We start from the raw sequence: 13,567 nt of genomic DNA, 5'->3' as shown, positions 1-13,567 counted from the left end.
GTTTTGGGTGGGGCCGTGTGCAGATCTGCCGGGACAAGCTACCTCCGACGTGCGTAGGTATCGACATACCGTTGCCCGGACATCTCGCGAATCTGCATCATCAGCTGATCGGTGCCGGCGCGAACGCTCTCTCTGCGCAGTTCCGACGGCGGTCCGATCATGACACGAGTGCGGTGCCAGGGACGTACCCGCGCAGTGCGCTGTAGGGCAACGGGGATTACCGGCGCGCCCGTCAGGGCGGCAACTCTGGCGACGCCCGTCCGTCCGCGATGCAGATGCCCGTCCGGTGACCGCGTGCCTTCAGGGTGGATGGCCCAGACACCACCGGACTCCAGGATCGACGTCGCGGCATCCAAGGCAGTGGTCGCGGCGGTTCCGCCCGAACGGTCGACGGGTACCTGACCTGCAGCCGTGAAGAACCAGCGTTGCAGGGCGCCGCGTAAGCCAGGCCGCGTGAAGTACTCGTTTTTGGCGAGGAAAGTCAGCCGCCTGTTGATGACGAGGCACAAGACAAACGAGTCGATCACGGCCAGATGATTGGCCGCAATGATGACCGGGCCTCGCTCTGGTATGTGATGGATACCGGATACACGTGGGCGGGCGACCATTCGCAGCGCGGGTCCTACCAGCACAAACTTGAGTATCCAGTACCACATCGTGAGTGAGCCCCTTCGTCGATTGCATGCGTAGACATTGTCTACGTCCAAATGATAGACAATGTCTACATGGCTGAGGATCTTGGTACGCGGGCGCGGCTCGTTCAGGCAGGCGTGGAACTTCTCGAGCATGGTGGAGTGGCGGCCGTCGGGCTCAGGGCGATCACACGCGCCGCCGGCGTATCCCACGGCGCGCCGAGGCGCTACTTCCCGACCCATCGCGCGCTGCTGGCTGCGATCGCGGAAGCGGGATTCGCCGATCTGCGAGCTGAACTCGGACCCGCGCTGTCGGGTTCTACGGAGCCGACCCGCGCACGACTACTCGAGATGGCCCGCCTGTACGTCGCTTTCGCGCGGCGTCGTCCAGATATGTTCACGCTGATATTCCGGCACGATCTGCTCGAGGGTGCCGGAGAAGACCTTCGTGACAAGACGGTCCCGGTTGTCGATGCGCTGGCGAAGCTGGTCGGTGGGCAGGCGGAGTCGCAACGCGCGTTGGGGCTCTGGGCTTCCGTCCACGGGATTGCGATGCTCACCTCGACTCGAGCGCTGGATCTTTTCGACGCCGACGTGGATGCACTGATCGTCGCTGCGGTCGATTCGGTGGGTGAATAGGCCCGAGACTCTTCCGTCGATCGCAACAACACCTATATCGGACCGACGAGCCTCTGCCCCAGTGCAGTCAAGGTCTCGATGAACTCGTCCTCGGTCAATGCGAGTGTGTCCCGTAGCCAGCGGTCGAGAAGTTCAGTCGCACCGGCGACCATCAGGATGGTCGAGGCGCGATCTCGCGGGTTGTCTGGATCGGTGCCGAGGACCTCGGTCATGAGCAGGGGCGTCAGCTCATCGACGATCTGACGCCGACGCGCCTCCAATGTGGTGTTCCCCGACGCCGAGGTATAGAGATATGCCGCGCGGGGATCTGCGGTCAGGGCCTTGACCAGGGATGACGCAACATGCGCGATACGTTCGTCGGTGGACAGCTCGGCAGGGAGCTGCTCAACGAGCGCGGTACCCAGAGGCCCGAGAACGTCGTCGATCGCCTCCACGAGGATGGCGTCGCGGTCGCGGAAGCTCTCGTAGAAGTAGCGCTTCGACAGGCCCGCCCTGGCACTGATCGAGTCGACGGTGATCGTGGTGGCGCCTGACTCGGCCACCAGATCGAGGCACGACTGCAGCAACTGTTCGCGGCGCTGATCTCGACGCGTCTGTGCGGCGACACCCCGGTAGGGACGTACGACGGCGGCCATGAAGCCATTTTGACACCATTGTGTTCTCGTCGGGAAAGGCAATCGGCCGCGGGTTCGCCTGGTAAGAGATTTCCTCCTCGCGACACTAGGATCAACCGAGCGCAGTGCGGACGGAAGGACACGGTGTGGACGGACTTCAGGTGGTGGTGGCAGATGACGATCTGCTGCTGCGGGAAGGCCTGGCGAGTCTGCTGAGCCAGTCGGGGCTCGACGTGGTCGGACAGGCGGGTGATGCCGATGAACTCCTCGCGCTGGTCCGCAAGGCGCCTCCGCAATTGGCCATCATCGACATCAGAATGCCACCGTCGCACAGCGCCGAAGGTCTAGATGCCGCCAAGGTGATCCGACAGGAGTTTCCCGATGTCGCGATGCTGCTTCTGTCGGCACATGTCGAGGTCGACCATGCGCTGGAACTGCTCGACAGCGGCAAGGGAATCGGGTACCTGCTCAAGAGCCGGGTCACCGACATCGCGGACTTCGTCGACACGCTGAGCCGGGTGGCGAACGGCGCTTCGGTCATCGACCCCGCGCTCGTCCACGAACTGATCGCCGCGAAGCGGCGTGACGATCCACTGGCGGTCCTGAGCAGCCGCGAGCGCGACGTCTTGACGTTGATGGCCGAAGGACTCTCGAACTCCGGTATCGCCAAGCGGCTGTGGATAACCGAGGGCACGGTCGAGAAGCATGTCCGGAGCATCCTCAACAAGCTCGACCTGAACGAGACGTCCGAGGACCACCGGCGAGTCCGTGCGGTCATCCTCTACCTCGACGCCATGAGCTGACCAAGAGGTCAGGCACCGTTCCTTTCGCGGGCGACAATTCCCAGAATGCGATCGGCAGACAGCTCGAACTTCGGCAGGAATCCGACCGCTGAACTCGATTCCACCATGTCCGCGAAATCTTCTTCGTCGTGCGTCGACACCAAGATCATGGTGAACCGCGGGTCGTCGTCGTGGAGTGCCTCGACGACGTCGAAACCGCTTTCTCCGCCCAGGTCGATATCGACCAAGATCAGATCGGGACGAGAGGACCGCGCAGACTCGATTGCGGTGGCAAGAGTCGACGCCGTCCCCACGACCGTCATCCCGGCAGCCTCCAGCACTCCGCGCGCCGCGACGCAGAATGCGGTGCTGTCGTCCACGATCAGACAGCGATGGTCAGGAGGCTTCACTCTTCCGAGGGTGTCAGAGAACGCGCTGTGAGGCATTCCCGCTAGCGGTACTTCCGCTCGATGACCGCAGACGCACTACGATCGCCGTGTGCGTGATCACGACGGTGGGACCTGGCGAGATCGGCTTGTCACCACTGTGTTGCGCCCGAGCACCCCGCCCGTCGCGTGGGGGATCGCTGTCGCGGCAGGGTTGATCGCACTCGAGATGGTGATCGTGTTCCTGCTGGAACGGATCGCTCCCGACAGTGCGTTCGGTGCTGTCTTCTTGTTCGGCGTCTTGGTGTTGTCGGCGGGGTGGGGCTTCGGTATCGCGATCGCGACCTCCATCGCAAGTGCTGCTGCCTATGCGTACGTCCATGTTTCAGAGAACAGTCAGAGTTTGTTGCCTGCGGTGATCGTGTTCACGAGCGTCGCGCTGCTCACCAATGTTCTGGTAGGCCAATCTCGGCTTCGTGCAGCAGAATCCGATCAACGACGCCGGGAAGCCGACATGATGGCGGCCTTTGCGCGAACCATGTTGCGCGAGCCGATGTCGCCGGAGATGTTCAGCACCGCGAGCGCTCGCCTGACCGAGGTTCTCGACCTCCCCTCTCCCTATGCGGTCCTCGGCCCTGCCGATGCTTCCGTGACGCCCGACCAGCAGCGGATCGATCTGCTGGACGAGGGTGTTCCCGCTGGGTCGCTGCTGGTACCCGCGGTGCTCTCGGCGTCGGATACGCGACGCGTCCGGCGGATCGTGCCCGCGCTCGAAGCGCTACTCGCAGCGGCGCGCGACCGGCACGAATTGGGGGAACACACCGAATCCCTGGCACGCCAGCAGGCAGCCTTGCGGCGGGTCGCGACGCTGGTCGCCCAGCGGGGAGAGCCCGACGTCGTATACCCGGCCGCAGCAGCGGAACTCGCGAATGGGCTGGACGTCGAGCATGTGTCGTTGGTGCGTTTCGGCGACGACGAATCCTGTGTGGTGCTCGCGGCGTGGGACGGTGGCCCCCGAGGTCATCACCTCATCGTGGGGGAGCGCTTGCCGCTCGGTGGACACAACGCGAGCACCCTCGTCAAGGCTGCCGGGACGAGCGTGGCCGTCGACTACGCGGAGGCGACGGGTCCGATGGCCGAGCGATTGATACGACGGGGGTTCCGCTTCGGGCTCGGCGTACCGATCAAGATCGACGGGTGCACCTGGGGCGCAATCATCATCGGTGCTGCCGACCGTAGGCCGGCGCCGGACGTCGAGGAGCGGGTGACGGACTTCGCCGAACTGGTGGCCACCGCCGTCTACAACAGCGAGACCCGCGCCCAGTTGACCCAGTCGCGGGCTCGGGTCGTGGCGGCCGCCGATCAGGCGCGGCGAGTGATCGAACGAGACCTGCATGACGGCGCTCAGCAACGCATCGTCTCGCTCGGCATGGAACTGCGTGCGGCTCAGATGGCGGTGCCGCCCGAACACCAGGATCTGCGAGAACAGCTGGACCGCAGCGTCGAAACGCTGTCCCATGTGCACACCGATCTACAGGAACTGTCGCGAGGGATACATCCGGCGATCCTGTCCCGCGGCGGGCTCGGTCCCGCGCTCAAGACCCTGTCGCGACGGTCACCGGTGCCGGTGTCACTGACGATCTCGATACCCACCCGCCTGCCCGACACCGTGGAGGTGGCCGCCTACTACGTCGTCGCCGAGGCGTTGATGAACACCGCGAAGTACGCGCATGCAACAGAGATCTCGATCTCCGCGGCGTCGGAGGACGGTTTCCTGGACTTGACGGTCACCGACGATGGTGACGGCGGCGCAGACGCAGGCAACGGGTCGGGACTGATCGGGTTGCACGACCGAATCGACACCGTGGGTGGAACTTTGACGATCACGAGTCCACAGGGCGTCGGTACCAGTCTGGTGGCACGGATACCTGTCTCGCCCAGGTGACCCGAGCTTGATTCGGCCGACTACCGGCTAGCTGGTATGCCCACCCGCCGAAATACCTCCCCTTGTTTGGACGCCAGCAGCGACGACGTCCGCGTCCGAATGGACGAGAGTTGTTCTCACAAGAGCGAGACACCAACCGCAGGAGGACACCATGCCGTACATCACCACCACCGACGGAACAGAGATCTACTACACCGAGCAGGGCACCGGCCAGCCCGTGCTGTTGAGCCACGGTTGGCCGCTCTCGTCGGATGCCTGGCAGGTGGAGCTCAAGCTGCTCGCGGACGCCGGCTACCGGGCAATCGCCCATGATCGTCGCGGACACGGCCGCTCGTCGAAGACCTACCAGGGCAACGACATGGACACCTACGCCAAGGATCTCGCCGAACTCGTCGAAGCGCTGGACCTCAAAGACCTGGTTGTCGTCGGGCACTCCACCGGTGGCGGCGAAGTGGTCCGCTACGCGGCCCAGTACGGCAAAGGCCGCGTCGTCAAGGTGATCACCGCCGGCGCCGTGCCCCCGGTCATGCTGAAGTCGGACACCAACCCCGAAGGCACCCCGATCGAGGCGCTCGACGACATCCGCAACGGTGTCCTGACCGACCGCTCGCAGTTCTACAAGGACCTCGCCGAGGCGTTCTTCGGCGCCAACCGCGAAGGCTCCAAGGTCTCGCAGGGAGCCAAAGACGATTTCTGGCGGCAGGGCATGCTCGTCAACCTCGCGGCAGCCTACGACTGCGTGAAGGCGTTCTCCGAAACCGACTTCACCGACGACCTCAAAGCACTCGACGTCCCGATCCTCATCGCTCAGGGTGACGACGACCAGATCGTGCCCATCGCCGCGGCCGCGAAGAAGTCCATCGAGCTCGTCAAGAACGGCCGCCTCGAGGTCTACCCCGGAGCTCCACACGGAATCTACGGCGACTACCAGAAGGCACTGGACACAGACATTCTCAAGTTCATCGCCGAATAAGACCCGCATCGCGTCCCACTTCACTCGCAGGAGCAAACCATGACCACACCGACAATCGTTCTGATCCACGGCGCATTCGCCGACGGCGCCAGCTGGGCGCCGGTCACCCGACGCCTGCTCGACAAAGGCCACACCGTGCTCGTCCCGCCGGTGCCGAACCGCAGCCTGATCGGTGATTCGGCCTACATCCGCTCGTTCGTCGAGCAGATCGAGGGCCCCGTACTCCTGGCCGGACATTCTTACGGCGGAGCAGTCATCACCGTCGCCGGGGTCGCAGAGAACGTCGTCGGACTTGTCTACGTTGCCGGTTACGCGCTTGAAGAAGGCGAGAGCCTCGGCGAACTGCAGGGTCGATTCCCCGACTCCGATCTGGCAGCCAATCTCGTCTACTCGCCGTTCCCGATCGAGGGAGCCGAACCCGGCACCGACGTATCGGTGAACATCAAGACCTTCCACGAAATCTTCGCCGCCGGAATCACCCAGGAAGAGGCAGAGGTGCTCGCAGTATCTCAGCGACCCTTGGCCGCAGCTGCTTTCGGTGAGGCTGCACCGGTCGCCGCATGGAAGACCAAGCCCGGCTGGGGCATCGTCAGCCGCGACGACCACACCATCAACCCGGACGTCGAGCGCTTCGGATACGAGCGTGCCGGCCTGCGCAAGGTCGTCGAGATCGACGCTCCGCACCTGGCGATGATCGCCAAGCCGGCAGAGGTCGTCGCCGTGATCGAGGAAGCCCTGTCCGAAGTGACCTCGCCGCAGGAAGCCCCGGCCGCGGGCGCCCTGTCCTGAAACACTGGATCTCGACAGCGGAACGGAAGGCTCGAAGCCATGACCGGAGCACTCACCCTGGGGCCGATCGGCAACATCTTCTACTTCGTCGACCAGTTCGATGAAGCGGTCGAGTGGTACACCACCCGTCTCGGACGCGAACCGGTGGTGCGGGGTGGTGCCCTGGTCGCCTTCGACATCGACGGGGTCAGGCTGACCATCCACAAGTCCGACGAGTTCAACTCACCGGGGCCGACGGGCGTCTCCGCGTACTGGACTGTGTCGGACGTCGACGCGATCGTCGCCGACTGGACCGCGCACGGCGCAGTGGCCCACCGGGGCCCGAAAACCGTCTTCACCGGCGAGAGGCTGTGCCAGCTGCTCGATCCGTTCGGAAATCTCTTTGCGATCCGGGAAGCGCCGAGGTCTGCGGGCGTCGAGTCAGGTGCGTCGTCATGACCACCGCCGCGTCGACCGGAAATCCGGCATGGGCGCCACTGCGTAACCGGATCTACCGGATGCTCTTCATCGCCCAGCTGGTGTCGAACATCGGCCTGTGGATGCAAACCGTTGGCGCGCAGTGGTTCCTGGTGGAGCACCACAGCAGCGCGGTCATCATCGCGCTCGTGCAGACGGCGAGTCTGCTCCCCACCCTGTTCCTGGCGCTTCCGGCGGGCGGCCTGGCCGACCTGCTCGACCGGCGCCGGCTACTCATCGCCGTGAGCGTGTACACCGCGCTTGCCGCGGGGGTGCTGACCTTCTTGGCCTGGACAGACGTCTTGACACCGGTGATGCTGCTGGCGATGACCTTCCTCCTCGGGTGTGGATCGGCACTGTCGGCTCCTGCCTGGCAGGCAATCCAGCCGGAACTGGTTCCCAAGGAACAGATTCCGGCCGCGTCCGCCCTGGGCAGCGTGACGGTCAACGGCGCTCGCGCCGTCGGCCCGGCGATCGGTGGCGTACTGGTGGCAGCGGCGGGACCGGGTGCCGTCTTCGCAATCAATGCACTGACGTTCCTTGCGATCATTGGCGCATTGATCTGGTGGCGGCGACCAGCAGACAACAAGGCGGTCGACCGCGAACGGTTCGGGCGGTCGATGGTCACCGGAATGCACTACATCCAGTCAGCGCCGGTCGTTCGCCGGATCATGTTGCGCTCAGCGTTGTTCGCTTTCCCGGCCTCCGCGCTGTGGGCGCTGCTACCGCTGGCGTCGTCGGAGAACCTACACTTCGGGGCGTCGGGTTACGGCCTGGTGCTCGGGCTACTCGGTGCCGGCGCGCTCATCGGGGTCGTCGTGTACCCCCGGGTGCGTAAGAAGTTGTCGGCGAACGGTGTTCTGGTCGGATCGGCCGTCGCCTATGCGGTGGGGGTCGTGGCGGTGGCCTACCTCCCGATCTGGGCGGTGCTGCCCCTGTTACTGGTTGCCGGAGCGGCTTGGATCGGTACCCTGACCACGCTGAATGCCTCCATCCAGCTGTCGCTCGCCCCGTGGGTCCGGGCTCGGGGTATGTCGATATACCTGCTCGTGTTCATGGGTAGCCAAGCGCTCGGCTCGTTCATCTGGGGCGTGATCGCCTCGCACACCGGCTTTGCTACCGGTCTGTTGATCTCGGCTGTCTTGCTGGTCATCGCGGCAGCGAGTGTCAAGGCGCTGCCGCTGCGCCCCGAGACCGGGACGCTGCCGCGTGGGGTGTCCACTGCGTGGCCGACGCCGATGGTTGTGTTCGGGCCCGAACCGGAGGACGGCCCCGTCATCATCACCAACACGTTCCGAGTGCGGCCGGGCGAACTCGAGCAGTTCGAGCAGGAGATGATCGCGGTGGGCAGAGCTCGTCGCCGGACCGGGGCGTACTCGTGGGGTCTGTACTGCCACGGCGGCGACTCCGACGTTCGAGTCGAACAGTTCACCGTCCCGTCGTGGGGGGAATTCGAACACCAGCATCGCGAGAGGTGGACCGACTCCGACCACGATCTCATCACGGCCGCGCTCGCTCACACGGTCACCGGTGCAACCGAAGACGAGCAACAGTTGTTCGCGCTGCGGGCAAAGGTACGTTCGTCGTCGGCCTCGACGAAGTAGGTTCGGCGGGGCCCCGATCAGCCCGAGCGTTCACCGCAACTGTCGCTCGTCACCCGTGTCGTCGAAGCTGGGTGCCTTACCAGCAGAGCTGCGGGCCGGATCGGTCGTACGGACAGGTTGCCGCCGCAGTTGGGACAGCGACGATCGGGGAATCCAGCGGCGCACGCCGGACACCACGTGCACTCGAAGGTGCAGATCCAGGCTTCGTCCTCTGGCCGCAGGTCGCGGTCGCAGCATTCGCAGTTGGGTCGGATCTCGAGCATCGGATCACCTCCTCCGGTGTCCCGCCGAGTCTAAGGGGTTGTCACGACCGGGCGCGTCATCGGCGAATCAGTCTGCTCGGGTGCAGGATCCGAGGGCGGCCGGCGACCTCGCGACCTGGCGATGACTGCGATGTTGGTGCCCGAGATGAGCGCGATGCCGAGCCACTCGTGAAGGCCGAGAAACTGCCCGAGCACCACCATTCCCGCGATGGCGGCCCCCACCGGGTTGAAGCTGGTGAAGATCGCGAACAGCCCGGTGGGCACCCGCCGAAGCGCCAGCAGGTCGACGGCATAGGGCACCGCTGATGCGAGCACGCCGGCGCCGATCGTGAACCAGAGCGTCGACCCCGTCAGCTTTCCGGCCGAGATGGTGAGTACGAGTACAGGGAGGTAGATCAGGGTGGCACCGGTGGTGGCCAAGGCGGCCCCGTCCAGACCCGGTAACCGCGTGCCGACGACACGGTTGAGCACGATGTACGACGCCCACCCCGCAGCCGCGATGAGGCCCAACCCGACGCCGAGGTAGTCCGTGGACGGGCTGGGCCAGACGAGGATGTAGACCCCGGCGCCCGCGATCACCACGAAGATCAGATCGGCTCGCCGCCGCGAGGCGAACATGGCCACCAGCAGCGGGCCGAGGAACTCCAGCGACACCGCCAGGCCCAGCCCGATGCGGTCGATGGCGAGGTAGAGGGTCAGATTCATGGTCGAGACGGTGATGGCGAGCAACAGCACCGGCCGCCACTGGGGCCACCGGAGTGCTCGCACCTGCGGTCGGGCGATGGCGAGCAACACTGCTGCGGCCACGACCTGCCGCACTGCGACCACGGCCGCCGGACCGACCGCCGCGAAGGCATGTGCGCCGAGACCCGCACCGATTTGATTGCTGAGTCCACCGGTCAGCATCAGCGCGACACCGCCCGCGGTGGCACGTGTATCGGACGGCGCTACGGTGGCGGCCCCCGAGACTGCGACCGCACCTGGATCGGTGCTCATGTCACCCAGTCTTGCCCGCGTACGCCCACAGCAAAAATGCCTGACGCGCATGCGTTATACGCTTGGCGTATGGCAACGGATCTGCATCAGCTCCGAGCTTTCGTCGCGGTGGTCGACGAAGGCACCTTCACCGACGCGGCAATCGCCCTGCAGCTCTCGCAGGCCGCGGTGTCGCGTGCGGTCGCGGGGTTCGAGGCATCGATCGGCGCGCGGCTCCTCCACCGAGGCCCGCGGGAGGCGACGCTCACCACTGCGGGTTCCAGAGTGCTCGTACACGCCCGGCGGGTGCTGGACGAGGTCGCGCGACTGGAGGAGTCGTTGTCGCGCCCCGCCGGTGAGTTCCGGATCGGCTATCACTTCGCCGTGCTCGGCGCGCACACCGTTGCCGTGCAAAGGGATTGGTCGGCCCGACATCCCGGCAACCCGCTGGTGTTCGTGCAGTCCACGAGCGCGAGCGCCGGTCTCCACGAGGGGCTGGTAGAAGCGGCGGTGCTTCGGCGAGTGCCTTCGGTGCGCAGGATCGCCACCGAACTGATCGGCACCGAGAATCGCTATGCCGCAATCGCTGCATCGGACCCATTGGCTCGACGCCGGCGGCTGAACCTGAAAGATCTGGAAGACAGGATCATTGCGGTGGATCCGCTCGTGGGGACCACCTCGGGCGACTTGTTCGCAGGCAGGCCGGTAGAGGTTCGGACGACCCACAACATCGACGAGTGGATGACGGCGATCGCCGCGGGTCAGGCCATCGGTATGACGCCGGAATCCACCGTGCACCAGTATCGTAGGCCCGGCATGGTGTACCGACGCGTCGTCGACGTCGAGCCGGTGTCGGTGTGGCTTGCCTGGCAACGCGACGCGCCGCCGGACCGCATCGACGATCTGTTGGCGATGATGCGCAAGTCCTACGCGAGCTGAACCTATTGGAGGTTCCGCTTGTGCGGCGTGATCTGATGGGGCTCGACGTCCATGTCGCCGGCGGCGAGGCCGAAAGAGATGATCTTGGTCGGATGGATCCGGATCAACGGTCCCTGATTGCCGCGCTCTGACCCGGACTCGACCTGCTCGGCCCTGCCGCGGATCTCCAGGCAGCGCACTCTCCAGGGATCTCTGGAGGCGATGTCGTCGACGACGAAGGCAACCGTCGGATTGGTCGCCAGATTCTTGTACTTCTGGCTGGCTGCCATGTTGAAACCACCGATGTCGATGGTGCCGAGATCAATGTTGCACGTGAAACCAACCGGGCTTGCCTGCAAGGTCCCGTTCGGCTGCATGGTTGCCAATCTGCCGAGATCTTGGCTGGTCAGGTACTCGATCTCGGCGTTCGTGAAAGTCATCGTGATCCCTCGTGTCGTCGGGCGGGTGCTGCGCCCAGTCTGCGACTTCACGTCGGCTTGAAGTCAACACCGCGGCCGGGAGCGCACAACGGGTGCACTCCCGGCCAGCCCTGGTAGTCACTTGAGGGTGAAGGTGGCGTTGGCGTTGGGGAACGCTGATTGGATGCCTGGGATGAGGACGTAATTCGTCGACCCGTCACCGTTGATGCCCGAGCCGAAGGTGCTCGCCCCATCCATCTGCGAATCGACGACCCGGTACGTCGCGACCGGACCGGTCGCCCCGATCTGGTACTCCACATCGGTCTCCAGAATGTTCTCGGATCCCGCGACCGCAACGATGGTCTCGCTCTCCCCGGGCGCCAGGGTGTCCTTGGGGCCATTCACCCAACCGCCCGATGACGACTCGTTCCCGACGAGATACTCGGTCTGGTTGGTGTTGTTGCTGATCGTCATGGCGATGGACGGCTCACCCGGGTGCGTGACGGGGACGGTGCCGGCGTTGGCTGCGCCCGCTACCCCGAATCCGATCGCCGCAGTCGCTGCGATTCCCAGGCAACCGGCGCCGATGCGGTTCAGGGTGCGTCGTGTGGTGTTTGTCATTTCATTCTCCCTGTCTGGCAGTACTTCTCGTGATTCTCTCCGGCTTGTTGTCGGCGATGAATCAACTATGTGCCCCGGGAGGATGAACCGGTGTCGGGCCAATGGACCGTTGAGGGGATGAATCCCATGTCCGCCGATAGGTGGACATCGCGCCTCAACTCGGTGGTTCCGTGGCGGGGGAGCGGCGATCGCGCAGCACGGTCAGGACGATCACGCCGACACCCACGAGCAACACGAACGCGTTGGCGAACGTCAGAGCGGCCACTTCGGATGTCGTCGCGCCGTGGGTGTGGCCCAGATGGAACAGGAAGTGGGGCAGTGCGAAGACGGTGTATGCGGCGGCGGCAGGGATGACGAAGGCCGCGCGTGGCTTGATCAGCGCAATGAGAAGCAACAATGCGATACCAAGCGTGGCGCCGCCGAAGTCACGCGCGTAGTGCTCGCTGTACGGCGGGGTGAGGTCGACCGTCGGGAAGTTGTCGTAGAACGACGCCGGAAACACCTGGTTCCAGAGTCCGACGACAAACTCGACGACGAAGAGGATGAACAGGCCGAAGCGGATCAGTGGGGTCATACCGGACAGACCGGCGACGACCCTCAAACGTGACGGGCTTCCGCGGCGCGGGGCAGCGTCGCGCGACCGACGAGCTCGGTGGTCAGTACCAGCGCGCAAGAACTCACCGCGAGGATCGAGAAGAGCACGAACAGTTGCATGACCGCTGCGTCCGCCGGTGATGCACCGCCCAGCACCATCCCGACGAATGCTCCGGGAATGGTCACCAAACCCACCGTGCGGGTCTGGTCGAGCGCGGGGACGAGTGCGGTTGCCGCGGCGCTGCGGCAGACCTCCATCCGTGAGTGATAGTCGGAGATGCCCAGTGACATCGCCGCTTCGACCTCACCTCGGCGAGCCGAGAGTTCGTCGAAGGCGCGACGGCCCGCGAGCGACGTGGTGTTCATGGCCCCACCGATCATGATGCCGGCACTGGGTATCACAGCCAGCCCGGTGGACGGAAGTACCCCGGCCGCAACCAGAATGGCGACCACCACGATCGACGCGGCGGCCACCGGAAGCAGCATTGTGGCGGCCTCGCCCACCGTTGGTCGACGGTCTAGCACGCGTCCCGCGGAGGTCCACGCCGCGACAAGCGCCATGATGGCAACGAATCCTGCTGATGCCCAGAGATGCTGGACCAGGACGCCGAGAACCAGCGCCAACAACCCGAGTTGGACGGCGGCGCGCACCGACGCCCACGCCACTGCGCGATGATGCCCGGTCCTTCCCAGGTAGGCGATTGCGGTGGCGGCGATCGCCGACAACACAACTGCAACAGCCAAAGCGGGACCGATGCGGATCACAGTGTCTGACAATTGTCCTCCCGTAGCCGCCGAGCGTGCCGAAATCGCCGCCGAGCGGGCCCTACTCGTTCGTTTCCGGCGATGTCGTACCCCTTTGATATTCTCTTGCGGACAGCTCATGGTACTTCGAAAACCGTTGTAAGACAATGAAATCGATACATTCGAACCCTTGTGCGAATGCCGAGATTGCAG

General features: G+C 64.9%; 17 protein-coding genes. 8 read left to right on the top strand and 9 right to left on the bottom strand.

What is annotated here, in order from left to right:
* Window positions 1–38: 38 nt before the first annotated feature.
* A complete protein-coding gene (locus DFR67_RS08305) occupies window positions 39–656 on the bottom strand; it encodes a lysophospholipid acyltransferase family protein (RefSeq protein WP_110469063.1) in 618 nt (205 codons plus the stop codon).
* Window positions 657–725: 69 nt separating this feature from the next.
* On the opposite strand from DFR67_RS08305, the gene DFR67_RS08300 reads away from it, so the two are divergent.
* Complete coding sequence (locus tag DFR67_RS08300) at window positions 726–1,271, top strand: TetR/AcrR family transcriptional regulator (RefSeq protein WP_245937819.1); 546 nt, start codon at window positions 726–728, stop codon at window positions 1,269–1,271.
* Window positions 1,272–1,303: 32 nt separating this feature from the next.
* On the opposite strand, the gene DFR67_RS08295 is transcribed toward DFR67_RS08300, so the two are convergent.
* Entirely contained in the window at window positions 1,304–1,906 is a 603-nt protein-coding gene (locus DFR67_RS08295; protein WP_110469061.1) for a TetR/AcrR family transcriptional regulator, read from the bottom strand.
* 125 nt (window positions 1,907–2,031) lie between these two features.
* On the opposite strand from DFR67_RS08295, the gene DFR67_RS08290 reads away from it, so the two are divergent.
* Window positions 2,032–2,688 carry a response regulator gene (locus tag DFR67_RS08290; protein ID WP_110469060.1) on the top strand — a complete coding sequence of 219 codons (657 nt, stop codon included), beginning with the start codon at window positions 2,032–2,034 and terminating at the stop codon, window positions 2,686–2,688.
* 8 nt (window positions 2,689–2,696) lie between these two features.
* Here the strand turns inward: DFR67_RS08290 and DFR67_RS08285 are convergent, their stop codons facing one another.
* A complete protein-coding gene (locus tag DFR67_RS08285) occupies window positions 2,697–3,077 on the bottom strand; it encodes a response regulator transcription factor (RefSeq protein ID WP_342766715.1) in 381 nt (126 codons plus the stop codon).
* An 88-nt stretch (window positions 3,078–3,165) separates the two neighbouring features.
* On the opposite strand from DFR67_RS08285, the gene DFR67_RS08280 reads away from it, so the two are divergent.
* The 5 genes from DFR67_RS08280 to DFR67_RS08260 all read left to right on the top strand — a co-directional run bounded on the left by DFR67_RS08280 (window position 3,166) and on the right by DFR67_RS08260 (window position 8,820).
* Window positions 3,166–4,998 carry a GAF domain-containing sensor histidine kinase gene (locus tag DFR67_RS08280; RefSeq protein ID WP_425451258.1) on the top strand — a complete coding sequence of 611 codons (1,833 nt, stop codon included), beginning with the start codon at window positions 3,166–3,168 and terminating at the stop codon, window positions 4,996–4,998.
* A gap of 151 nt (window positions 4,999–5,149) precedes the next feature.
* Complete coding sequence (locus DFR67_RS08275; protein WP_110469058.1) at window positions 5,150–5,971, top strand: alpha/beta fold hydrolase; 822 nt, start codon at window positions 5,150–5,152, stop codon at window positions 5,969–5,971.
* A gap of 39 nt (window positions 5,972–6,010) precedes the next feature.
* The gene (locus DFR67_RS08270) at window positions 6,011–6,760 is read left to right on the top strand and encodes an alpha/beta fold hydrolase (RefSeq protein WP_110469057.1); all 750 of its coding nucleotides are present in this window, start codon (window positions 6,011–6,013) and stop codon (window positions 6,758–6,760) included.
* Window positions 6,761–6,799: 39 nt separating this feature from the next.
* On the top strand, window positions 6,800–7,198 hold the full coding sequence (locus DFR67_RS08265) for a VOC family protein (protein ID WP_110469056.1): 399 nt from the start codon (window positions 6,800–6,802) through the stop codon (window positions 7,196–7,198).
* Window positions 7,195–8,820, top strand: a complete 1,626-nt coding sequence (locus DFR67_RS08260) for an MFS transporter (protein ID WP_110469055.1) — start codon at window positions 7,195–7,197, stop codon at window positions 8,818–8,820. Before DFR67_RS08265 ends, DFR67_RS08260 begins: the two co-directional genes overlap by 4 nt.
* 17 nt (window positions 8,821–8,837) lie before the next feature.
* Here the strand turns inward: DFR67_RS08260 and DFR67_RS08255 are convergent, their stop codons facing one another.
* Both DFR67_RS08255 and DFR67_RS08250 read right to left on the bottom strand, forming a co-directional pair.
* Window positions 8,838–9,083 carry a DUF1272 domain-containing protein gene (locus DFR67_RS08255; protein WP_110469054.1) on the bottom strand — a complete coding sequence of 82 codons (246 nt, stop codon included), beginning with the start codon at window positions 9,081–9,083 and terminating at the stop codon, window positions 8,838–8,840.
* Window positions 9,084–9,113: 30 nt separating this feature from the next.
* Window positions 9,114–10,079: an EamA family transporter gene (locus tag DFR67_RS08250; RefSeq protein ID WP_110469053.1), complete on the bottom strand. Its 966-nt coding sequence runs from the start codon at window positions 10,077–10,079 to the stop codon at window positions 9,114–9,116.
* A 69-nt stretch (window positions 10,080–10,148) separates the two neighbouring features.
* Between DFR67_RS08250 and DFR67_RS08245 the strand changes: the two genes are divergently transcribed.
* The gene (locus tag DFR67_RS08245) at window positions 10,149–10,997 is read left to right on the top strand and encodes a LysR family transcriptional regulator (RefSeq protein ID WP_110469052.1); all 849 of its coding nucleotides are present in this window, start codon (window positions 10,149–10,151) and stop codon (window positions 10,995–10,997) included.
* A gap of 2 nt (window positions 10,998–10,999) precedes the next feature.
* Here the strand turns inward: DFR67_RS08245 and DFR67_RS08240 are convergent, their stop codons facing one another.
* From DFR67_RS08240 to DFR67_RS08225, 4 genes are all read right to left on the bottom strand, one after another.
* Entirely contained in the window at window positions 11,000–11,416 is a 417-nt protein-coding gene (locus DFR67_RS08240) for a PPOX class F420-dependent oxidoreductase (protein ID WP_110469050.1), read from the bottom strand.
* 117 nt (window positions 11,417–11,533) lie between these two features.
* Window positions 11,534–12,016 (bottom strand): hypothetical protein, encoded by a 483-nt coding sequence (locus tag DFR67_RS08235; protein WP_110469049.1) that lies wholly within the window; start codon window positions 12,014–12,016, stop codon window positions 11,534–11,536.
* Window positions 12,017–12,170: 154 nt separating this feature from the next.
* Complete coding sequence (locus DFR67_RS08230) at window positions 12,171–12,590, bottom strand: hypothetical protein (RefSeq protein ID WP_110469047.1); 420 nt, start codon at window positions 12,588–12,590, stop codon at window positions 12,171–12,173.
* Window positions 12,591–12,613: 23 nt separating this feature from the next.
* Window positions 12,614–13,387, bottom strand: coding sequence for an ABC transporter permease (locus DFR67_RS08225; RefSeq protein WP_245937818.1), 774 nt, complete (start codon window positions 13,385–13,387; stop codon window positions 12,614–12,616).
* Window positions 13,388–13,567 lie beyond the last annotated feature (180 nt).

This window comes from Williamsia limnetica (assembly GCF_003217475.1).
In the GTDB taxonomy this organism is placed as follows: Bacteria; Actinomycetota; Actinomycetes; order Mycobacteriales; family Mycobacteriaceae; genus Williamsia; species Williamsia limnetica.
Note: the sequence above shows the minus strand (reverse complement) of the source record. Positions and strands in the feature narration are given on the sequence as shown.

Excerpts from the sequence above, each read along its gene's own strand:
- DFR67_RS08300 (WP_245937819.1), top strand. The coding sequence starts at position 726 with ATGGCTGAGGATCTTGGTACGCGGGCGCGGCTCGTTCAGGCAGGCGTG.
- DFR67_RS08295 (WP_110469061.1), bottom strand. The coding sequence starts at position 1,906 with ATGGCCGCCGTCGTACGTCCCTACCGGGGTGTCGCCGCACAGACGCGT.
- DFR67_RS08230 (WP_110469047.1), bottom strand. The coding sequence starts at position 12,590 with ATGACCCCACTGATCCGCTTCGGCCTGTTCATCCTCTTCGTCGTCGAG.
- DFR67_RS08275 (WP_110469058.1), top strand. The coding sequence starts at position 5,150 with ATGCCGTACATCACCACCACCGACGGAACAGAGATCTACTACACCGAG.
- DFR67_RS08270 (WP_110469057.1), top strand. The coding sequence starts at position 6,011 with ATGACCACACCGACAATCGTTCTGATCCACGGCGCATTCGCCGACGGC.
- DFR67_RS08260 (WP_110469055.1), top strand. The coding sequence starts at position 7,195 with ATGACCACCGCCGCGTCGACCGGAAATCCGGCATGGGCGCCACTGCGT.
- DFR67_RS08265 (WP_110469056.1), top strand. The coding sequence starts at position 6,800 with ATGACCGGAGCACTCACCCTGGGGCCGATCGGCAACATCTTCTACTTC.
- DFR67_RS08305 (WP_110469063.1), bottom strand. The coding sequence starts at position 656 with ATGTGGTACTGGATACTCAAGTTTGTGCTGGTAGGACCCGCGCTGCGA.
- DFR67_RS08250 (WP_110469053.1), bottom strand. The coding sequence starts at position 10,079 with ATGAGCACCGATCCAGGTGCGGTCGCAGTCTCGGGGGCCGCCACCGTA.
- DFR67_RS08255 (WP_110469054.1), bottom strand. The coding sequence starts at position 9,083 with ATGCTCGAGATCCGACCCAACTGCGAATGCTGCGACCGCGACCTGCGG.
- DFR67_RS08245 (WP_110469052.1), top strand. The coding sequence starts at position 10,149 with ATGGCAACGGATCTGCATCAGCTCCGAGCTTTCGTCGCGGTGGTCGAC.
- DFR67_RS08235 (WP_110469049.1), bottom strand. The coding sequence starts at position 12,016 with ATGACAAACACCACACGACGCACCCTGAACCGCATCGGCGCCGGTTGC.
- DFR67_RS08240 (WP_110469050.1), bottom strand. The coding sequence starts at position 11,416 with ATGACTTTCACGAACGCCGAGATCGAGTACCTGACCAGCCAAGATCTC.